The organism is Glutamicibacter sp. St.4D3, assembly GCF_059728615.1.
In genome coordinates, this window is sequence record NZ_AP039380.1 from 3,010,767 (window position 1) to 3,032,163 (window position 21,397).

The window sequence follows — 21,397 nt, forward strand, 5'->3', positions numbered from 1 at the left end:
TGGGCTGACAGGGGCCTTGTCTGTTCCTGATGATTCGCTCACCCTCACTGGATTTAATACCCCTAGGGGGTATAGTCTCGACTGTGGTGGAGGAAATGAAGAGCACTCAAGCCGCCACCGGCAGCTCTAACCAGGACGAGCAACCACAACCCATGGTTTCCACAGCGAACGCGAAAGGGGCATCATGAGTACCTCCGAGAACGAAGAGCACCAAGGCCGCCACGGCCACTCAAGACAACCGCAATCTTCAGCGCACGCAGAACACCGCCAAGGGCGCCAGGAACATGCCCTGCATGCCGGAGCAGGGCATTCCGCCCAGCACGCGGAGCACTTGGAGCACCAGCATCCGGCGGATCACCAGGATCACGCCGGGCACGAAGACCATTCGGCACATGCCAGCCACGGCGGACATGGTGGACATGGTGGCCACGGCGATCACGCCGCCGTATTCCGCAAGATGTTCTGGATCAGCATGGTGCTGTCCATTCCCGTGGTCTACTTCAGCCCGATGTTCGCCGACTTGCTCGGCTACCAGATTCCCCAATTCCCCGGGGTCCAGTGGATTGCCCCGATCCTGGGCACCGTCATCTACTTCTACGGCGGCTGGCCCTTCCTCTCCGGAGGTGTTTCTGAACTGAAGTCCCGCCAGCCGGGAATGATGCTGCTGATTGCCATGGCCATCACCGTGGCCCTGATCGCCTCCTGGGCAACGAGCCTGGGCATTGGCGGGCTGATGCTGGACTTCTGGTGGGAGCTGGCGCTGCTGGTGGTCATCATGCTCTTGGGACACTGGATGGAGATGCGCGCCCTGGGCGCGGCCTCCGGCGCGTTGGATGCGCTGGCCGAACTGTTGCCCGATGAGGCGGAGAAGGTGACGGAGAACGGCACCGAAACCGTGACCCTGGACCAGTTGCAGGCCGGCGATACGGTCCTGGTCCGCTCCGGCGCCCGCGTTCCGGCCGACGGACGGATTGTGGGTGGCGGCGCGGAGTTCGACGAGTCGATGATCACCGGCGAGTCCAAGACCGTCTACCGCGACGCCGGGCAGAACGTGGTGGCCGGAACGGTGGCCACGGACAACTCGGTGCGCGTTGAGGTGCAGGCCACCGGCGAGGACACCGCGCTGGCCGGAATCCAGCGCCTGGTCTCCGAGGCCCAGCAGTCCTCTTCCCGCGCCCAGGCGCTGGCCGACCGGGCGGCCGCCTGGCTGTTCTGGTTTGCCCTGGGTGCCGGCATCCTGACCTTCATCATCTGGATGCTCATCGGCCAACCCGATGACGCGGTGGTGCGCACCGTGACGGTGCTGGTCATTGCCTGCCCGCACGCGCTGGGCCTGGCCATCCCGCTGGTGATTGCCATCTCCACCGAACGCGCCGCGCGCTCCGGGGTGCTGGTGAAGAACCGCATCGCACTGGAGCGCATGCGCAACATTGACGTGGTGCTCTTTGACAAGACCGGCACCCTGACCGAGGGCGCCCACGCGGTGACCAGCACCGCGGCGGTTTCCCCGGTTTCCGAGGGCGAGCTGCTTTCCGTGGCCGCCGCGGCGGAAGCCGACAGCGAGCACCCGGTGGCCCGCGCCATCGTCGCCGCCGCCAAGGAGCACCCCCAGGCCTCGGCCCACCAGCTGCACGGCAGTGACTTCTCCTCGCAGACCGGCCGGGGCGTGCGCGCCACGGTGGACGGCGCAGAGGTGCGCGTGGGCGGACCGAACCTGCTGCGCGAGCTGGGCGTGGAATCCCCGGCGGAAATTGCCCAGGAGATCAGCACCTGGACGCAGCGCGGCGCCAGCATCCTGCACGTGCTGCGCGAGGGAAAGGTGATTGGGGCACTGGCCCTGGAGGATCAGGTGCGCGAGGCCTCCCGCGACGCGGTGGCGGCCCTGCACCAGCGCGGGGTCCAGGTGGCCATGATCACCGGGGACGCCCAGCAGGTGGCGGACGCGGTCGCGGCCGAACTGCAGATCGATGAGGTGTTTGCCAACGTGCTGCCGGAGGACAAGGACAGCAAGGTGGTCGAGCTGCAGCGCCGCGGCAAGTCGGTGGCGATGGTCGGTGACGGGGTGAACGACGCCCCGGCCCTGGCCCGCGCCGAGGTGGGCATCGCCATTGGCGCCGGCACCGACGTGGCCATGGAATCGGCCGGGGTGGTGCTGGCCGGCAACGACCCACGCGCCGTGGTCTCGATGATTGAGCTCTCCCGCGCCAGCTACCGCAAGATGCTGCAGAACCTGGCTTGGGCGACCGGCTACAACGTGTTGGCGGTGCCGCTGGCCGCCGGCGTGTTGGCCCCGATTGGCTTCGTGCTCTCCCCGGCGGTGGGTGCGGTGCTGATGTCGCTGTCCACCATTGTGGTGGCGCTGAACGCCCAGCTGCTGCGCCGCGTGGAGCTGGACCCGCAGAAGCTGGCCGGGACGGCAGGCCGGACCCCGCAGCGGGAACCGGCCACGGCCGGGCAGCGCTAGCAGCATCGCCCCCACCGGCCCCAAGTGCCCCGGCGGCAACCCGGGCAGGGAGCCGGCCCCCCGTGAATCGAGGCGCAAGCGGCGGTGGCCGGTGTCCTGCGCCAGACACCGGCCACCGCCGCCTGGTCCCGGATTCCCGTCCCCGTGACCGGCAACACGCGGAGGGCTGCCCAACGCCCGAGCGCCCCGTCGGCCTCGCGCCGCCCGCTGGCTACACTGGCAGGGTGAGTGATCAAGCAGAACCCGCCAATCCCCCCGCCGCCTCTTCCCCTACCCCGCGCCGCGGGCGTCCCCGGGATGCCGCGCGCGATCAGCAGATCCTCACCTGCGCCCAGCAGGTGCTGGCCGAGCAGGGGTTTGCCCAATTCACCATGGATGAGGTGGCCGCGCGCATCGGCGCCTCGAAGGCCACCGTGTACCGCCGCTGGTCCTCGCGCACCGAGCTGCTGGCTGCGGCGATCAGCTCCCTGGAATGGAACACCGCGGCCCCGGACACCGGGTCGCTGCGCGAGGACCTGATCCAGCTCACCGCCATCTGGTTCGCCCAGGATCCGATGCGCGATGCGATCTTCGTGAACCTGTTGGCGGCCCTGCCCAGCGACGAGCAGTTGCACGAGCTGTACATGGCCAATATCGCCACCCCGCGGGCGCACCTGGTGCAGACCGTGGTGGAGCAGGCACGGGCCCGCGGGGAGCTGGGCGCGCAGTCCAGCACCCAGTCCACGCGGGGCATCCTGCCGGCCATGGTCTTCCACCGCCTGGTGGTCGAACGCCGCCCGGTGGACCGCGCCTATGTGGAAAGCGTGGTGGACGAGGTGATCCTGCCGGCGATGCATCACCAGAAGTAGCCCCGCCCCCTGGCTGCCGGCGGTGCCGGAGCTCACCCCGCCACCGCATTGCCATTAACGAAACCGCTCAGTATCGTTAATGGCAATGCGGTGCCCGCTGCTGTGCGCCGCCCCGTATCCACACCCCTTGGCAGGGAACAGATGGCAGGCAATGACTAAAAAACTTCTGGAGAACCGCGAGACCACTCGCACCGGCGGCTTCAAGCTCGTCTTCGCCGGACTCATCCTGGCCGTGCTGCTCAACGCACTGGACCAGACGATCGTGGCCACCGCGCTGCCGACCATGGTCGGTGAACTGCACGGATTCGACCAGCTGGCCTGGGTGATCACCGCCTACGTGCTGGCCTCCACCATTGGGCTGCCGATCTACGGCAAGCTCGGCGACCAGTTCGGGCGCAAGCCGGTGTTCGTCTTCGCGATCGCGGTCTTCCTGGCCGGCTCGGTGCTCAGCGGGATGGCCGGATCCATGCCGCTGCTGATCGCCTTCCGCGCCCTGCAGGGCCTGGGCGGCGGCGGGCTGATGATCGGCGCGCAGGGCATCATCGCGGACCTGGTCCCGCCGCGGGACCGCGGCAAGTACATGGGCCTGCTGGGGGCCGCGTTCGCGGTCGCCTCGATCAGCGGGCCGCTGCTGGGCGGAATCATCACCGAGGCGTGGGGCTGGCGCTGGATCTTCTACATCAACCTGCCGTTGGGCGCGATCGCGCTGGGCTTCATCCTCAAGTACCTGCACGTGCCCGGCACCCCGCGGCGCACCGGAACCCTGGACTACGCCGGCATGGTGCTGCTGAGCATCGCCTCGGTGCTGGTGGTCCTGCTGACCAGCTTCGGCGGCGAGCAGGGCTGGGGCTCCGCGCTGGTGCTGGGGTTGGGCGCGGGCCTGGCGCTGACGGTCATCGCCTTCGTGCTGGTGGAGCGCCGCGCCGCGGCCCCGGTGATGCCCGGCAGCCTGTTCCGCAACGGGGCAGGTGCTGCTGGCCACCACCATCGGCGTACTGGTGGGCGTGGTCATGTTCGCCACGATTTCCTACCTGCCCACCTACTTCCAGCTGGTCAACGGCGCCAGCGCGGTGATGTCCGGGCTGATGCTGATCCCCATGACCCTGGGCAACGTGGTCGGTTCGATGGGCAGCGGCTGGCTGGTCTCCCGCACCGGACGCTACAAGGTCTTCCTGGTCTCCGGGCCGGTGCTGATGCTGGGCGGGCTCGCGTTCCTGGGCACCATGGGCGTGGACACCGGCTACCTGTTCGCCGCCACCGGCATGCTGCTGGTGGGCTTCGGAATCGGGGTAATGATGCAGAACCTGGTGGTGATTGTCCAGGCGCAGGTGCCGCATCAGCAGCTGGGGGTGGCCACCAGTGCGACCAACTACTTCCGCATGATTGGCGCCTCGACCGGCATCGCCGTATTCGGTTCGGTGTTCGTCTCCACCTTCGCCGGCAACCTGAACGCCTCCGGGGTGCAGCTGGATGCCGCCGGCGGCGGGGTGGGTTCGCTGACCCCCGAGCTGATCGCAGGGCTGCCGCAGCGCAGCCAGGAGCTGGTGGCCCAGGCGGTGGCCGGGTCCATGCCGCAGATCTTCCTGATTGGGATGTTCCTGGCCGGGGCCGCGCTGCTGCTCTCCATGCTGATCCGCGAATCCCCGCTCGCCGCCCGGTAGCGGAGGATCCGCCAACACGCACAGAAGGCCGCGGGGCGTAGGCAGTGACAAAGTCACTGCCTACGCCCCGCGGCCTTCTGTGCGGCAGTAACACCTTTTTTAAACGGGGAAAAGAGAACAGAAAAATTTCGGTACCACCTGTAGACAACTTGTATACAGGTGGTCTACAGTTCTATTTAGTGAAGCGCATCACTCTTGTATGTCGGCTGTCTTCGATAGCCACTCACCCTTGACCCTCTAGACGAGGAGAGACTGATGACACGGACGGCATCTTCTCCAAAAATCAAAACGCACACGTCTCTACCAACGGTCGCTGCGTCCAGCCTCGCTGGAACAGCAGTGGAATGGTATGACTTTTTCCTTTACGGCACAGCTGCCGCGCTGGTTTTCAATAAGCTTTACTTTCCTAGCGATGATCCCTTTGTGAGCACCATGCTGGCCATGGGGACTTTCGCAGCAGGCTTTCTGGCGCGTCCCTTGGGGGCCATTGTTTTGGGTCATCTCGGGGACCGCAAGGGACGGAAAGCTACGCTTATCGCAAGTTTGATGCTGATGGGAATCTCGACAACACTCATCGCCCTCATCCCTCCCTACGAAGCTATCGGGGTAGCCGCTCCGCTGATCCTTTTGCTGATGCGACTAGTTCAGGGCTTCGCATTGGGCGGCGAATGGGGCGGCGCAGTCTTGCTCGTCTCCGAGTACAGCAACGACTCAAAGCGCCGCGCGTTCTGGGCGTCCTGGCCGAATGTCGGCCCTCCGCTAGGAAACTTGCTAGCGGCTGGCGTTCTAGCGGTACTTTCAGCCACAATGACTCAGGAATCTTTTCTCGCCTGGGGATGGCGAATTGCGTTCGGCCTTTCCGCATTGCTAGTGCTCATCGGTCTAATCCTGCGTCTTTACGTGGAAGAGACTCCTCTATTCAAGGCTTCGCAGGAAAAACAAGAAAGCTCACACAAGGGACCTCGGAAACTGCCACTGGCAACTTTGTTCCGGAATAACTGGCGTGAAATTCTCATCGCTGCCGGGAGCCGAATGGGCGAGAACGCAGGCTTCTACATCTATTCATTGTTCATCATCACGTACGTAACCGAAATCCTGAAGATAAGCCGAGGTGTAGGCCTGACGGCAGTAATGATTGGACAAGGTGTAGCCGTAATCGCTATCCCTCTCCTCGCAATGCTTGCTGACAAACTCGGAAGAAAACCGATGCTTTTCGCCGCATCGATCGCCACTGTCGTGTGGGGCTTCGCATTTTTTGCGCTGCTCGATACAGGAAAAACGTCCTTGATTATTCTTGCGGCTATCGGCGGGCTTCTGATATTCGCGGCTTACAGCTCGGTCATCGGCGCATTTTTCTCGGAATTGTTTCCCACTCAAGTCCGATACAGCGGAACTTCGGTAGCGTACAACATCGCATCGCTCATTGCAGGCTCGCTGTCGCCTCTGATTGCTTTGGCACTTTACCGGGCGTTTGGAACGGGAATGGCAATCGGTCTTTATCTCGCCGCCATGGGATTGATCTCCATCATCTCCGTTGCCTGTGCCAGAGAAACGAAGCACATCAAGCTCAGCGATCTGGACGTCTAACTAGTAGGATAGGCAGACTGGCATTGAATCAGTACCCGCAAGTCAGGACATGGACTATGAGCATCTTCCAGAACCCACCGGTAACGGCACCTGAGCGCGCCTACCAGTGGCTGAGGAAGGAAATCTCAAAACTGCCGTGGGACCAAGAAGCTTTCCTGAGCGAAAACTCTATCGCCGATGCAGCAGAAGTTTCACGAACCCCCGTCCGTGAGGCATTGTTACGGCTAGAGGCCGAGGGCCTACTTCGGCGAATTCCACACAAGGGCGTGTACATTCCTGCCATGAACGAGTCGGATATCGATGAAATCATGGAAGTGCGCCAGGTAATTGGCGAATGGGCCTCCCGAAAAGTCGCTGAAAGCCAGCCAGCGATATTCGATTCGTTACGAGAACTATTAGCCAAACAGCGCAGGCACATTGAGGACCCGACGAAGTTCATTGAACTCGATGTTGCTTTCCACCGGACTATCGTTCTCGCTGCCGCAAACCCAGTCCTTGCGCAAGTCTATGAATCGCAACGAGTCAAACAAGAACGTGTGGGCATCCAAGCAGTCCTAGCGACTGCAGAACGGTACCAACACGTGATCGAAGAGCACGGAACACTGATCGAAGCGATGGCTTCCGGCGATCCGCAACGGGCGACCGCAGCGGCTAGGAACCATATCCACTCAACACGCTCGGCGATCAGCTCCCGCTCGATTCTCTAACGATTACTCACTAGCAAACCTTACTTAGTTCCAGCCCCGTCGGGCCATGGGCGTATCCTTGCGCACCCAAAAGTGCCTGTAGCAACGCCTCCTTCCATCAGGACGAATCGATCCGTCCGATAGCAATCTTCTGCACCCAAAAACCTGTCCGAGAGGAAAACTATGGTTTACAAACTCGCCCACGTTTCGCAAACGAACATTAAAGATTTGCAGTTTGCAAACTTCGGCCAGCGACTTTGCGCAGGTAATGATCCCACGCTTCTTGACCACGGCGAGTGCGCGGAAACTGCAGCCAATGAGTCCTGATACTCAAGCACCCCAAGAGAATGTTGCTCACTTTATTCAGAGGAAGGTTCCAATGAAGACTGAACTTCAATCATTAACGTTCACTGTGCGCGGCAGTCACAGAGAAATAGTGCTCTCTGACTTTGCTGGGATGGTCGCCGGCTACACCGGACGCGACTCAAAGGCAGTACAGGAACACATCGATGAACTAGCGGCAATCGGAATTGCACCCCCGCCTCGCGTCCCAATGTTTTATCCAGTGGAATCCGAGACATTCACCTCTAATCCCACATTGGTTATTGCCGGCTCCAATACGAGCGGTGAGGTAGAACCGCTTTACATTCGTCACCAAGGAAACTACTACCTAGGCCTGGCATCAGACCACACAGACCGTCTTGTGGAAGCCACTGACATAGGAGCGTCTAAGAGAGCTTGCCCGAAACCCGTGGCCCGAGAAGTAATCCCAATTTTTGACATCCAGGATTTCCGGCTGGATGAAGCCCGAGCGCGAGCTTGGGTCGATGGCGAGCTTTATCAGGACGGGAAGCTCAATAACCTTCGGACGCCAGCAAATGTAGTCGAGCTGTTTCTACAGCAACACCGATTAGGCGATCAAGATTTTGTTTGTCTCGGCGGCACGTTGCCAGTCATAGGTGGCGAGTTTAAGTACGGATCGCATTGGCGAATCGAGCTTGAGCTTCCCGTCGGTCAAACCCTCGTCCATACATATTCCATTGCGAAAGGAAACTGAAATAATGCGCACCGGTAACGAATACCTGGCTTCCCTGAAAGACAACCGAACGGTCCTGCTTGACGGCGAAATCGTGAACGACGTGGTCAGTCACCCGGCTTTTAGCAAGGTGGCTCAAACCGTAGCTGAGCTCTACGACATTGCTGCGGATCCCGCTAATGGGATGCAGTACCATAGCGACGAAATTGACGGCACGGCGAATTTGGTGTTCAGTGCACCTCGCACAGCTGAAGAAATGAAGGCCCGCCGTAAGGCGGTTGAACGCTGGGCAAAGCACACCCACGGCTGGGTAGGCAGAAGTCCCGACCATGTCGGTACGTTCTTTGCTGCATTTGGAACTCATCCGGAAGTCTTTGAGCATGCGGAGCGCGATTTCGCAGGTAACATGCGGCGATACTACGAGCGGATCCTGCGGGAAGACTTGTACGTTTCATACGCAATCATTCCTCCCCAATATTCACGGGCAACCACGGCCTCTGGTTGGGAAGGCGACTTCATTCAAGTAGGTGTAGTCGGCGAGACGAACGAAGGCATCATTGTCCGGGGTTCGCAGATGTTAGCAACGGGAGCTGCGATCGCCGACGAAGTCTTTGTGACCTGTATCAAACCACTCGGTCCCGATGACGTCGACTTTGCTATCTCCTTCGCTCTTCCAGTCGACACGACCGGCCTGAAGCTTCTCTGCCGACGGCCGTATGCGCCTCAGGCTTCTAGCGACTTCGACTATCCGCTGACAGCACGTTACGACGAACCGGACTCCTTGTTGATCTTCGACGATGTTCTGGTGCCTTGGGACAGGGTATTCGTCGACCGTGACCCTGACAAGCTACGCCGCCAATTCTTTGACACAGGTGCACATGCGCTGGGCAACTGGCAGGCGCAGACACGACTGACAACGAAGCTGCAGTTCATTGGAGCAGTAGCGCGCAAAATCACTCAGGTCAACGGGACAGACAAAATTCCCGGCGTACAGGAGAAATTGGGTGAGCTCGCAGCGACCATTTCTTCAGTTGAATCCGCCCTCTTGGCTTCGGAATACACAGCAACGGCAGACGATCAGGGCTTTATGATTCCGGGGAAGCGCTCGTTGTATGGAGCGATGGGATTACAGTCAGAAATCTACCCAAAGGTTATCGAAATTCTGCGGGACCTTGTCGGTGGCGGTGTGCTCCAGATGCCTTCGGGCATAAGCGACATGTTAAGCGCAACGACTGCCCAGGATGTCGAAAGGTACATTGCTTCGCCATCAGTCAGTAGCGAAGAACGAATCAAACTCTTCCGCCTGGCCTGGGACATCATCGGCTCCGAGTTTGCAGGACGGCATCAGCAGTACGAGATGTTTTATGCCGGCGCTCCGTTCGTTGTGAAGGGCGCCTACACCTACCGAAATTACGGCTACGAACGCCATGTGGCCGAACTGGACCAGTTCCTCGCTGGCTACAGCGTCAAGTCCGTGGAACATGCAACCAACTAGATCTTAGGAGTCATGGAATGGCAAAGCCAGAGTTCGAATTCTCACCTACGTCGTCCGTAGAATTCACCAATTGCGAGCCGCATATCGATGGTCTTTCTGAAGCAATTCTCGCCCGGGACGATTCCAGCGACGCCGTCACACGCATTCTCAAGTTCGAGCCGGGAACCGACACAAGTCCGAACGGAGCACTTACCCATGATTTCTGGGAAGAAGTTTTCATCTTCGAGGGTTCGTTTGTGGATCAACGCCTAGGCCGTACTTTCCGTGCAGGTGATTGGGCAACCCGCCCCCCAGGCATGGAACACGGTCCATGGGTTTCGGAGAACGGGGCCAAAATGTTTGAAGTTCGCTACTACCCGAAGGAGAACTAAGTCATGGTTATAACCAAGAGTTTTGAAGCACCTGACTCTCTAGGAATGCGACAAGCCATGGGTCGTTTCTTGACCGGGGTGGCAGTAGTAACTTCAGTTCACGAGGATGAAGCCTTCGGAATGACAATTAATTCGCTTACCTCGATCAGCTTGGAGCCACCAATCTTGATGGTCTCCTTGAATTTCAACACCCGTACCGGGGACGCGATCCGGGAATGCCGCAGATTTGCCATTTCCATCCTCGGGGCCAAGCAAGAAGCCGTCGCGCGACAATTTGCAGTACGTGGTGGCGCTCGGTTTGAAGCTGGTACTTTCGACACCACCCCGACCGGATTGCCCGTCGTCGGTGAAGCACTCAGTCAGCTCGAATGCGAGGTGGTTAACCAATACGATATCGGAGATCACCAGGTATTCTTCGGACAGGTAAAAGCTAGCCGCGACCGCAATGGCAGCGGTTTAGCCTTCAACGCCGGTAAGTTTGGCTCGTTCGAGGACTTCAACCACGAACGCGCGCCCTGGCTGTTTTGATAGCGAACATGTGCGGTAGTCGGGCGAGGGGGCACGACTACCGCACATGTGTTCCTGATCGTTAATCGGTAACATCTAGATTTAGGATTATTTTAATGAGAATTGCTTTAGCGCAAATTTTAAGTACAAACGAGCCGTATCTTAACTTAGAGCTGATTAGAAGTGAGACCTCTCGAGCAGCGGCGAAGGGGGCACGGCTAATCGTCTTCCCAGAAGCAACAATGTGCGCTTTCGGAAATAATCTTCGAGAAATTGCTGAACCTACTACCGGCCTTTGGGCAAACAATGTCAGAGAAATAGCGGCCGAGTTCAACGTGTGCATCGTCACCGGTATGTTCACTCCAGGGGTTGGGCAGCGAGTGAAGAATACCTTATTAGTCGTCGGCTTAGGGATCGACACCCATTACGATAAGATCCACCTCTACGATGCTTACGGGTATCAGGAATCGGAGACAGTGACCGCAGGCTCCGGCCCTGTGTCTTTCGAGCTTGAGGGATCTACGATAGGCCTTGCCACTTGTTATGACGTTAGATTCCCCGAACTCTTCATCTCAAACGCCCTAGCAGGGGCAAGAATCAATATCGTATGCGCTTCATGGGCGTCGGGGCCAGGTAAGCGCGCCCAGTGGCAGCTTGCAATACGTGCTCGCGCGATGGACAGCACCTCGTACGTTATCGCGGTGAATCAGGCCGATCCCCATTCGGTTCACACCGATGTCCCTCTTGGAGTGCCCCTAGGAGTCGGATATAGCGCGGTCATCTCCCCCTTGGGGGAAGTCATAGGGGAGCTAGATGCCACGCCGACGACGAAAATCTTCGAAATCGACCCTGAATTCGTCGAAGAAGCAAGAGCTCAGTTGCCAGTACTGGCAAATGGCAAACTTCGCTAATCCGAGCACAACTAATTTAATTAGGAGCAATCGGCATGGATCAATGGTGAAAGCCTGAGTTTCACGCTCTTCAATTGATCCTACGGAACTGGACTGCTCAGAGTTCGAAATGTCATTCCAAAATTGGATCGACGCTCAAGCCTCATCATTTTCCTTTTACATCTGCACTACCGATCCCCAAGCCGGTGAATAGTATTCACCGGCTTGGGGATCACTAGTGTGGCTGGGGCGCCTAGTCGTCGTCGGCGGCCAGCTGGCCGCAGGCCCCGTCGATTTCCTTGCCGCGGGTATCGCGCAGGGTGGTGGGCACGCCCAGCTCATCCAGGCGGTGCACGAACTTGGAGGTGATGTCCGGTTCGGAGCGGGTCCAGATGGATCCGGGCACCGGGTTCAGCGGGATCGGGTTCACATGCACCCAACCGCGGCCGCGGGCGTTGAGCTTCTTGGCCAGCAGCTCGGCACGCCACTCGTGGTCGTTCATGTCCTTGATCAGCGCGTATTCAATGGAAACCCGCCGTCCGGTCTTCACGTAGTAGTCGTGCGCGGCGTCCAGCGCCTCGTCGACCTTCCAACGCGAGTTCACCGGGATCAACTCGTCACGCAGCTCGTCGTCCGGAGCGTGCAGGGACAGGGCGAAGGTGACCGGGATGTTTTCATCAGCGAGCTTGCGGATCGCCGGGACCAGCCCAACGGTGGAAACGGTGATGCCGCGCGCGCTCATGCCCAGCCCCTCCGGGGCGTCGGCCACCATGCGGTGCACCGCGTTCATGACGCGCTTGTAGTTGGCCAACGGCTCACCCATGCCCATGAAAACGATGTTGCCCACCCGTTCGTCCGGGTGCTTCTGGCCGCCCAGCCCGCCTTCGGCGATGACGCGGTTGGCCTGGACAATCTGGTCCAGGATTTCCGCGGTGGACATGTTGCGGGTCAGCCCCGCCTGGCCGGTGGCGCAGAACGGGCAGTTCATGCCGCAACCGCACTGCGAGGAGATGCACAGGGTGATGCGGTTCGGGTAGCGCATCAGCACGGACTCGACCAGCGAGCCGTCAAACAAACGCCACAGGAACTTGATGGTCTTCCCGTCATCGGTGGTCAGCCGCTTCACCTCGGTGAGCAGGGTCGGGAACATCGCCTCGGCCAGTTCCTCGCGCCCGTTCTTGGGCAGGTCGCTCATCTTGGCCGGGTCGGTGGTGTAGTGCTGGAAGTAGTGCACCGAGAGCTGCTTGGCGCGGAACGCCGGCAGCCCCAGTTCCTTCAGCTTCTCCTGGCGTTCGGCCAGGGTGAGGTCCGCCAGGTGGGTCGGCGGCTGGGAGACGCGGCGCTTGGCGGCGAACTGCAGCTGCGGGCGGCCATCGGCGCCCATCTCCTGCTTCCAGCCTTCGGGGGTGGGCACCACCTGGGTGCGGCCCTCGGCCTTGGCGCGGGACTGCGAGATGCGCAGCTGCTGGGCGCGCTGGGCCGCGGCCTGCTCCTGGCGCAGGGCCTTGCGTTCAGCCGCGGAAAGTGTGGAAGAGTCGATAGAAGTCATCGTTTCCATTGTTTCATGTCTTGCCTGGCAATGGGCGGTGAGTTGCCGCACGCCGATGGCGGGCGCTCAGCGCCCGGGCGTCCCGGTGCCCTGCGCCCAGCGCATGGTGAAGGTGCGGGCCACCGCGGTGCGGAAGCGGTCGTTGGCGGCCAGCGCCGTAAAGAGCCGGTCCCGGACCGGGACCAGGGCGGTGGGCAGCGGACGGCCAAGCAGCATGTTCAGGTGGGCCTGGTATCCGGCCCGGCGGGCGGCGCGCAGCCTCATGCTGCTGAAGTGGTTTAGCTGCTGCGTCGTGGCGCCGGTGATCAGCAGCCGGGCCAGCTGCTGCGCGTCCCCCAGCCCCAGGGTCATACCCTGCCCGCCGATCGGGCTGACTTCATGGGCGGCGTCCCCGATCAGCACGGTGCGGCCGTGCACCATGCCGGGAACCCGCCGGTTGGCGGTGCAAAAGGTGCTGCGCATGGTGCAGGTGCGTTCCTCCAGCCGCCAGCCGGTGCGTTCGTGGACAATCCGGGGCAGGTCCCACGGCCCCTCCAGGGCGGCGTGGCGGCCCACGTGCGCCACCCAGCGGCGGCGGTGCTGGGGCAGCGGAAACGATTCGATGATGCCATGCGGGTGCAGGAAGAGGGCGGCGCTGGGCCCATAGCCGGTGGTGTCCGGGTAGTCGCCCATGGTGTAGGTGTCCGGCAGTGCCCGGCCGGACACCTGTAGGTTCAGGGCGCGGCGCACCGCAGAATTGGTGCCGTCCGCGCCGATCAGCCAGCGGGACCGCAGCTGCTGCGCGGCGCCCGGCGCACCGGGCGCGTTCTCCTGGCGTACCGTGACGCTCAGGTCTCCCTGGCCGTCCTGGCTATGCCCCAGGTAGCCGGTCCCCTCCTGCAGGGCGTGCCGGTCCAGTTCGTGCAGGCGCTGGCGCAGCAGGGTGACCGTCTGGTTTTGCGGCAGCGACAGGACGTAGCGGTGCGCTCCGCCGATGACCGAGAAATCCAGGGCCCCGATGACCCGGTTGCGGGACAGCCCGGCCCCGTCACGGATTTTCACGCCCTGGTGGCGGGCGGCCTCCCCGACCCCCAGCCGGTCCAGCACGGCCAGCCCCGGCGGGTGGATGCCGATCGCCCGGGAGTGCTCTCCCACCCCGCGGCGCTCATCGAGCACCCGCACCCGCCATCCGGCCTCGGTGAGCAGGATGGCGGCGGCCAGGCCGGTGGGCCCGGCCCCCACGATCAGCGCATCAAGCTTCATGGGGCGCTTCGGGTTGGTAGACGGCCAGGTTCCTGAACGGCGCGGCCGTCTCGGCGCGCCAGCCCGCAGGCAGCTGCCGCGCCAGTTCCACATGGTTGAAGCTGCGGCGGATCGAGGCGAGCCCGTCCCGGCGGATGAAGGAGCTGCCGGCCAGCGGCAGGGTGCCGGCACCGAACAGGGCCAGGGCCAGCCGGCTGCGGCGGATGTCGGCGTGCAGGGCCAGGCGCCTGGCCAGGCTGGCCGAGTCCTGCCACAGGCCCTGCAGCTGCCGCCCATCCAGGTGGTGCAGCAGGTGGTTGGAAACCACCACGTCAAAGCGGCCCGGTTCGGCCAGCAGTTCATGGCTGTAGGCCTGGCGGAATTCCAGGGAGCCCGCGGGCAGATCCCGGTGCCCGGCATGCTGCGCCGCGTAGCGGTAGGCCCGTTCATCCGCGTCAATGCCCAGCACCCGGATCTGCAGCCCGTCGGCGTGGGCCCAGCGGGCCAGGGCGGTGGTGATGTCCCCGCCGCCGCACCCGATGTCAAGGATGCTCGCCGGCCCGCCAGCCGGAAGCAGTGGGCGGATCCGCTGCCGGTAGAGGGACCGCCACCCGGAGACCACCCGGTTCACCAGCCAGAATTGCCGGTAGGTGCGCTCCAGCAGCTGGGGGTCGCAGTCGGGAAGGTCCATTTGTTCCACGGCGTCGGGTTGGCGTCTCATTCCACCTCGATTTCCCGCTCGGGCAGCAGGGTCATCAACGCGCTTTCCACGGTCAGCCCCGGGCCGAAGGCCATGGAGCACAGCTTCTCCCCCGCGGGGTCCGCCTGGGACAGGTGCCGGTCCATGATGTCCTTTAGGACGAACAGCACCGTGGAACTGGACATGTTCCCGTAATCACGCAGCACGTCGCGCGCCGGGGCCAGTTGCCGGTCATCCAGACCCAGCCGTTTTTGGACCTTGTCCAGGATGGAGCGTCCACCGGGATGGATGGCCCAGTGTTCAATGTCGCTGGCCGCGGAGTCGATCTGCGGGTCGTGGGCCAGCAGCGGGGCCAGCGCCCCGGTGATGTGCTCGTCGATGATGTGCGGGACATAGGTGCCCAACACCATTTCGAACCCCTCATCGCCGATGTTCCAGGCCATGGATTCCTCCCCCACCGGGGTCAGCACGGTTTCAAAGGCATCCAGCCGCAGCCCCGGGGCCCCGGTGTCCCGGCCGGTGATCAGCGCGGCCGCCGCGCCGTCCGCGAAGAGCGCCGAACCCATGATGGTGTCCGGGTCGTTGGAGGAATGCACGTGCAGCGTGCACAGTTCCGCGCACACCACCAGCGCCACCGCGTCCGGGTTTGCCTTGCAGTAGTCGGCCGCCGCCCGCAGGCCCGGGAAGGCCGCGTAGCAGCCCATGAACCCCAGGTGGTAGCGGCGGGTGGCCGGGTTCAACCCGAGCGCCCGCACAATCTGGTAGTCCGGGCCCGGGTTGTAGAAGCCGGTGCAGGACACGGTGATCAGGTCCGTGACCTGGGAGGGATCCACGTCAGGGCAGGCTTCCAAGGCCTTGCGCGCCGCCTCAATGTACAGCGCCGGCGCCTTGGCGGCATACACCTCGTTGCGGGTGCGGGTGCTGGGGCGGCGCAGCTCATTGGTTTGCCCGTCGTAGAACACCGCTTCACCCTCCACCGGCTTGTCCCGTTCAAACTCCTCCACCACGGTGTAGCGGGTGTCAATGGCCGCGGAGTCAAAGGAGGTGGAGATCAGCCGCTGTCCCAGCCGGGTCAGCCCGGGCTGGGCGGCAAAGACGTCACGAACCTCGGGCTGGTGCAGGACAGTGGACGGCACGGCCGTCTGAATGGTTCTAAGCATGACCGACATGGGCCGAGCCTATGCGGTGGCTAGGGGGCGGTAAAGGACGTTCAGCAATTCCCAGTGGATCCGAACCTTCACCCCACACACCTTGCAGCACCTAGCCTCTGCCTCGCCGTGCTGCCGTTGCCGACGGTCCCCGTGCTGTCCACCCCCAGGGCGTCGACCTCGGCAACTTGGCCACCGCAGCTGAACTGGCCGGTTGAACACATCTCGGCCTGCCTCGGGCACCGACTGTCAACCGGGCTTTCACCGGATCGCGTCCGCAGCCTCTTCCTCGGCCTGCAGCTTCTGCATGGTCACCTCCAGCAGCGCCGCCGTGGTGCGGATGAACGCACTGATCCAGCCGAACAGCACGGCCACCGCCGCCAGTTCAAATCCGGTGAGGTTGAAGTAGTCCCAACGGGCCCAGAGCATCATGGACAGCACCAGCCCGCCCAGGGCGGCCAGGGAAAGCAGGTGGAAGATCGCCGGAAAGCCGGGGAACAGGAAGACGGAGCCGGCCAACAGCACCACCAGGGCGGCGCTGGCCGCCCACACTCCGCTGGCGTGCAGGTCCCCGAGGGTGTTCACCGGCACCACGGCGGCGAGCATCACCCCACCGGCCACGATCAGCAGGCACCAGCGCACCACCTTCGGCCGGGGCCGGAAGACCCGTGAGAGCCGCTGCCCGCGCACCCGGGCCCGCCGGTCATAGGCCTGGGCCAGCCGGCTGAGGTCCCGCAGCAGGAATTCGCTGAAGGTCGCCAGCACCAGGCCGGTGACGAACAAGGTGGTGTTAAACGCCCAGAAGGAGCGCACCCCGCTGTCGAAGGTGCCCAGGGTGGAGAACATGGTTTTCCACCAGATCGGGTTTTCGGCCACCAGCATGCTGAGCATGACCCCGGAGACCATGAACCCGCCCAGCACCACCGACAGGGTGTGCGAGCTGGTGCGGGCGGTGGCCTCCAGGGAGATGTAGGCGCTCAGCCCCGTCCCGAGCCCCACCATGACACTGCCGGCGAACATGTCCACGGTCAGCCCGAAGAAGGAACGCTGGATCAGGTAGAAGAAGACGTTCAGGGCCATCACGGCAATGGCGGCGTGCACCAGCAGCAGGGCGAACATGGCGTTCAGCTCCCGCCAGCGCGGCAGTTCGCACAGCCAGCGCTCCCGCTGCACCAGCAGGTGCCGGAACCCCCAGACGCTGCTGCCGGCCGCGGCAACGCCCCCGGAAATGGCGCCCAACGCCCCCACAGACAGCCCGCCGTAGAGGGTGGGTCGACCACCGGCGAAGAGCAGCAGGCCCACGGACGTGCCCAGCAGCGAGCAAATCAGTCCGGCCCAGAGCGCCTGGCGCTCAATGTCCAGTTCAACGGCAGGCGAATGGCGGGTATCCGAAGGGCTGAGGGTAGACACCCCTCTATTGTGGCTTTTTGCCGCCGCGTTTTCATTTTTGGGTCCAGCCCGGACCGCCACCGCCAGCTCCCGGACCCCTTCCCGGCCCGCCTCGGTGCCCTGCCCGCCGGGGAATGCGGGCAAAACACGGTGGCGGCATTGACATGGCGCGCGTCACACTGTTGGCTAGAAGAGTAAATGACCCTTAACTGAAAAGCGGGTCGCTTCTTACCTCCACCCGATGGGAAGTGACTGATGAGCACACCAACTCCGGACACCGCACCGAGCATGAGAGCCCTGGTCGATGAGCTGCGCGAAAAACTGGCGCGCAGCGCCCTGGGCGGCAGTGAAAAGTCCCGGGCACGCCACGTGTCCCGCGGCAAGCTGCTGCCGCGCGAACGGATCAGCCGGCTGCTGGATGAAGGCTCGGATTTCCTGGAGGTCGCCCCGCTGGCGGCCCACGGGCTCTACGACGATGCGAGTCCCGGCGCCGGGATGATCACCGGCATTGGCCAGGTCGCCGGGCGCGCGGTGATGGTGGTGTGCAATGACGCCACGGTCAAGGGCGGAACCTACTTCCCGATGACCGTGAAGAAGCACCTGCGGGCCCAGCAGATTGCCCTGGAGCACCGCCTGCCGTGCATCTACCTGGTGGATTCGGGCGGTGCCTTCCTGCCCATGCAGGATGAGGTGTTCCCGGACCGCGAGCACTTCGGGCGGATCTTCTACAATCAGGCCCAGCTCTCCTCGCGCGGCATCCCCCAGCTCTCCGCGGTGCTCGGCTCCTGCACCGCCGGCGGGGCCTACGTGCCGGCGATGAGCGATGAAACCGTGATCGTGCGCGAGCAGGGCACCATATTCCTGGGCGGCCCGCCCCTGGTGAAGGCCGCCATCGGCGAGGAAGTCAGCGCGGAGGAGCTGGGCGGCGGCCAACTGCACGCCGAGGTCTCCGGGGTGGTGGACCGCCTGGCCGAGAACGATGAACACGCCCTGTCGATGATCCGCGACATGGTGCGCACCCTGCCCGAACCGACGCCGGGCCCGGAACGCGACTGGAACGAACCGGCCAAGGACCCGGCCGGGCTGCTGGAGGCGGTCCCGGTGGACGTGAACGCCTCCTACGACGTGCACGAGGTCATCGAACGCATCGTGGACGGCGGGTCGGTCAGCGAATTCAAGCCGGACTACGGCACCACGCTGGTGACCGCGTTCGCCACCATCTACGGGATGAAAGTCGGAATCCTCGCCAACAACGGGGTGCTGTTCTCCGAATCGGCGATGAAGGGCGCGCACTTCATCGAGCTGTGCGACCAGCGCGGCATCCCGCTGGTGTTCCTGCAGAACATTTCCGGGTTCATGGTCGGGCGGGACGCGGAGGCCGGGGGCATCGCCAAGCACGGGGCGAAGCTGGTCACCGCGGTGGCCACCTGCCGGGTTGCGAAGTACACGATCATCATCGGCGGCTCCTTCGGGGCCGGGAACTACGCCATGTGCGGTCGGGCCTACTCCCCCCGCTTCCTGTGGATGTGGCCCAACGCCCGGATCTCGGTGATGGGCGGATCCCAGGCCGCCGGGGTGCTGACCACCATCCGGGCCGAGGCCCGCGCCGCGGCCGGGGACCCGATGAGCCAGGCCGAACAGGATGACTACGCGGCCCCGGTGCTGGCCGACTACGACCGGATGGGCAGCCCCTACTACTCCACCGCCCGGTTGTGGGATGACGGGGTGATCGACCCGGTGGACACCCGCCGGGTGCTGGGCATGGCCCTGTCCCTGTCCGACGGTGAACAGCTGCCGGACACCAACTTCGGAATCTTCAGGATGTAGCCGTGGACCTGTTTGACAAAGTTCTTGTGGCGAACCGCGGTGAAATCGCCGTTCGCGTGATTCGTACCCTCAAGGCCCTGGGCATCCACGCGGTCGCCGTCTACTCGGCCGCGGACGCCGCCGCCCGGCACGTGCAGGAGGCCGACAGCGCGCACTACCTGGGCCCGGCTCCGGCCACCGACAGCTACCTTGACATCGACAAGGTGGTGCAGGCGGCGCGGGACAGCGGGGCGGCGGCCGTGCACCCCGGCTACGGTTTCCTCTCCGAAAATCCGGTGTTCGCCCGGGCCCTGCAGGCCGCGGGCATCACCCTGATTGGCCCGCAGGTCTCCGCGCTGGAGGCCATGGCGGACAAGATCAAGGCCAAGGAGCTGGTGGCCAGCCGCGGCGTGCCGCTGGCCGCCGGGTTTTCCGCCGCCGGACTGGATGATGAGCAGATCACCGCCCGCGCCATTGAGGTCGGCTTCCCGTTGCTGATCAAGCCCTCCGCCGGCGGCGGGGGCAAGGGCATGGTCCAGGTCCACCGGGCCGAGCAGCTGCCCGGGGCGCTGGCCGCGGCCCGCCGGGTGGCGGCCACCGCGTTCGGGGATGACACGCTGCTGCTGGAGCGGCTGATCGAAACCCCACGCCACATCGAGGTGCAGGTGCTCGGGGACACCCACGGGAACATCGTGCACCTGGGTGAACGCGAATGCTCACTGCAGCGGCGCCACCAGAAGGTCATCGAGGAGGCCCCCTCGGCGCTGCTCGGCGACCTGCCCAACGGTGAGGCGCTGCGCGCCGAACTGGGGGCCGCAGCAGTCCAGGCGGCCCGGGCGGTGGACTACGTGGGGGCCGGCACCGTGGAGTTCCTGGTCTCCGCCCAGCGCCCGGAGGAGTTCTTCTTCATGGAAATGAACACCCGCCTGCAGGTGGAGCACCCGGTCACCGAACAGGTGGTGCGGGTCCGGGGGCGCCAACTGGACCTGGTGGAACAGCAGGTGCGCATCGCCGCCGGGGCGCCGCTGGACTTCGGGCAGGAGGCGGTCAGCCTGCACGGCCACTCCATTGAGGCGCGGCTGTACGCCGAACGCCCGGAACACGACTTTGTGCCCTCCACCGGCACCATCACCGGGTACCGGGAACCCGCCGGCGCCGGGCTGCGCCTGGATTCGATGCTGGCCACCGGGGCCACCGTCTCCGCGCATTATGACCCGATGCTGGCCAAGCTGATCGCCACCGGAAGCGACCGCGCCGCCGCCCTGCAGCGCCTGCGCACGGCGCTGGATGAGCTGCTGGTCACCGGGGTGCACACCAACACCGAATTCCTGGCCGCCCTGCTCGATGACCAGCAGGTGCGCGCCGGGCAGCTGGACACCGAGCTGATCGCCCGCTTCCTTGACCGCTGGCAGCCGGCCGTCCCGGATTTCGCCGACTACGCCCAGGCGGCGGCCGCCTGGCTGGCAGCCCAGCCGGTGGGCCGCGGCCCCTGGTCCGGCACTGGGTTCAGCAGCACCGGGCCGCTCAGCCGCACCCTGCTCCTTGAACACGACGAGCACTCATGCCAGCTGCAGGTGACGGCCACGCCCGGCGGCTGGCAGCTGCGCCACGAGGACCAGCGGTGCGAGGTCAGCACCGGTGCGGGCCCGGTGCTGGTGGATGGCCGGGCGCTGCGCGCCCAGCTGGACCCCCAGGGCACCGCGTGGGTGCAGCGCGGGGCGGCGACGTTCGCGCTGCGCCGCGTGGACCGCGCCGAGCAGCTCTCCCGCTCCCTGGCCCTGCTGCAGCGTGCCGCCTCACCGCTGGATGCCCAGCTGCTCTCTCCCATGCCCGGGGCGGTGTGCGTGCTCAACGTGCAGGACGGCCAGCAGGTGCAGGCCGGCGACGTGCTGTTGGCGGTGGAGGCCATGAAGATGGAACACGAGATCACCGCACCGGCGGACGGAACCGTGAAGCTGCTGGTGGGCCTGGGTGACCAGCTCACGGCCCGGCAGCCGGTGGCGCAGATGCACTACGCCGAGGCGGCCGAGGAAGGATGA

Annotated in this window: 17 protein-coding genes and 1 pseudogene; 13 read left to right on the top strand and 5 right to left on the bottom strand. The window is 63.9% G+C overall.

Going from position 1 to position 21,397, the window contains the following annotated elements:
• Positions 1 to 184: 184 nt before the first annotated feature.
• From AC6I21_RS13910 to AC6I21_RS13960, 11 genes and pseudogenes are all read left to right on the top strand, one after another.
• Positions 185 to 2,464: a heavy metal translocating P-type ATPase gene (locus AC6I21_RS13910; protein ID WP_497762645.1), complete on the top strand. Its 2,280-nt coding sequence runs from the start codon at positions 185 to 187 to the stop codon at positions 2,462 to 2,464.
• Positions 2,465 to 2,688: 224 nt separating this feature from the next.
• Positions 2,689 to 3,312 carry a TetR/AcrR family transcriptional regulator gene (locus AC6I21_RS13915; protein WP_497762646.1) on the top strand — a complete coding sequence of 208 codons (624 nt, stop codon included), beginning with the start codon at positions 2,689 to 2,691 and terminating at the stop codon, positions 3,310 to 3,312.
• A gap of 151 nt (positions 3,313 to 3,463) precedes the next feature.
• Positions 3,464 to 4,222: pseudogene (locus tag AC6I21_RS13920) on the top strand (MFS transporter); the annotation flags it as partial.
• A gap of 58 nt (positions 4,223 to 4,280) precedes the next feature.
• Positions 4,281 to 4,973, top strand: a complete 693-nt coding sequence (locus AC6I21_RS13925) for an MFS transporter (RefSeq protein WP_497762647.1) — start codon at positions 4,281 to 4,283, stop codon at positions 4,971 to 4,973.
• Between the two features lie 255 nt (positions 4,974 to 5,228).
• The gene (locus AC6I21_RS13930) at positions 5,229 to 6,560 is read left to right on the top strand and encodes an MFS transporter (RefSeq protein ID WP_497762648.1); all 1,332 of its coding nucleotides are present in this window, start codon (positions 5,229 to 5,231) and stop codon (positions 6,558 to 6,560) included.
• Between the two features lie 56 nt (positions 6,561 to 6,616).
• On the top strand, positions 6,617 to 7,267 hold the full coding sequence (locus tag AC6I21_RS13935; protein WP_497762649.1) for a GntR family transcriptional regulator: 651 nt from the start codon (positions 6,617 to 6,619) through the stop codon (positions 7,265 to 7,267).
• 358 nt (positions 7,268 to 7,625) lie between these two features.
• Positions 7,626 to 8,303, top strand: a complete 678-nt coding sequence (locus AC6I21_RS13940) for a DUF2848 family protein (RefSeq protein WP_497762650.1) — start codon at positions 7,626 to 7,628, stop codon at positions 8,301 to 8,303.
• 4 nt (positions 8,304 to 8,307) lie between these two features.
• Positions 8,308 to 9,777 (top strand): 4-hydroxyphenylacetate 3-hydroxylase family protein, encoded by a 1,470-nt coding sequence (locus AC6I21_RS13945; protein ID WP_497762651.1) that lies wholly within the window; start codon positions 8,308 to 8,310, stop codon positions 9,775 to 9,777.
• A gap of 17 nt (positions 9,778 to 9,794) precedes the next feature.
• The gene (locus tag AC6I21_RS13950; RefSeq protein WP_497762652.1) at positions 9,795 to 10,148 is read left to right on the top strand and encodes a cupin domain-containing protein; all 354 of its coding nucleotides are present in this window, start codon (positions 9,795 to 9,797) and stop codon (positions 10,146 to 10,148) included.
• Positions 10,149 to 10,151: 3 nt separating this feature from the next.
• Positions 10,152 to 10,676, top strand: a complete 525-nt coding sequence (locus AC6I21_RS13955) for a flavin reductase family protein (protein ID WP_497762653.1) — start codon at positions 10,152 to 10,154, stop codon at positions 10,674 to 10,676.
• 95 nt (positions 10,677 to 10,771) lie between these two features.
• On the top strand, positions 10,772 to 11,566 hold the full coding sequence (locus tag AC6I21_RS13960) for a carbon-nitrogen hydrolase family protein (protein ID WP_497762654.1): 795 nt from the start codon (positions 10,772 to 10,774) through the stop codon (positions 11,564 to 11,566).
• Positions 11,567 to 11,798: 232 nt separating this feature from the next.
• Here the strand turns inward: AC6I21_RS13960 and rlmN are convergent, their stop codons facing one another.
• From rlmN to AC6I21_RS13985, 5 genes are all read right to left on the bottom strand, one after another.
• Positions 11,799 to 13,094, bottom strand: a complete 1,296-nt coding sequence (gene rlmN / locus AC6I21_RS13965; RefSeq protein WP_497762655.1) for a dual-specificity RNA methyltransferase RlmN — start codon at positions 13,092 to 13,094, stop codon at positions 11,799 to 11,801.
• A 66-nt stretch (positions 13,095 to 13,160) separates the two neighbouring features.
• Complete coding sequence (locus tag AC6I21_RS13970; protein ID WP_497762656.1) at positions 13,161 to 14,336, bottom strand: FAD-dependent oxidoreductase; 1,176 nt, start codon at positions 14,334 to 14,336, stop codon at positions 13,161 to 13,163.
• Positions 14,326 to 15,036, bottom strand: a complete 711-nt coding sequence (locus AC6I21_RS13975; RefSeq protein WP_497762657.1) for a class I SAM-dependent methyltransferase — start codon at positions 15,034 to 15,036, stop codon at positions 14,326 to 14,328. The genes AC6I21_RS13970 and AC6I21_RS13975 overlap by 11 nt, the downstream gene beginning before the upstream one ends.
• Positions 15,033 to 16,184: a type III polyketide synthase gene (locus AC6I21_RS13980; RefSeq protein WP_497762658.1), complete on the bottom strand. Its 1,152-nt coding sequence runs from the start codon at positions 16,182 to 16,184 to the stop codon at positions 15,033 to 15,035. Before AC6I21_RS13980 ends, AC6I21_RS13975 begins: the two co-directional genes overlap by 4 nt.
• Before the next feature lie 240 nt (positions 16,185 to 16,424).
• Complete coding sequence (locus AC6I21_RS13985) at positions 16,425 to 17,573, bottom strand: hypothetical protein (RefSeq protein WP_497762659.1); 1,149 nt, start codon at positions 17,571 to 17,573, stop codon at positions 16,425 to 16,427.
• A gap of 234 nt (positions 17,574 to 17,807) precedes the next feature.
• Between AC6I21_RS13985 and AC6I21_RS13990 the strand changes: the two genes are divergently transcribed.
• A complete protein-coding gene (locus tag AC6I21_RS13990) occupies positions 17,808 to 19,379 on the top strand; it encodes a carboxyl transferase domain-containing protein (protein ID WP_497762660.1) in 1,572 nt (523 codons plus the stop codon).
• 2 nt (positions 19,380 to 19,381) lie between these two features.
• Entirely contained in the window at positions 19,382 to 21,397 is a 2,016-nt protein-coding gene (locus AC6I21_RS13995; RefSeq protein ID WP_138926893.1) for an acetyl/propionyl/methylcrotonyl-CoA carboxylase subunit alpha, read from the top strand.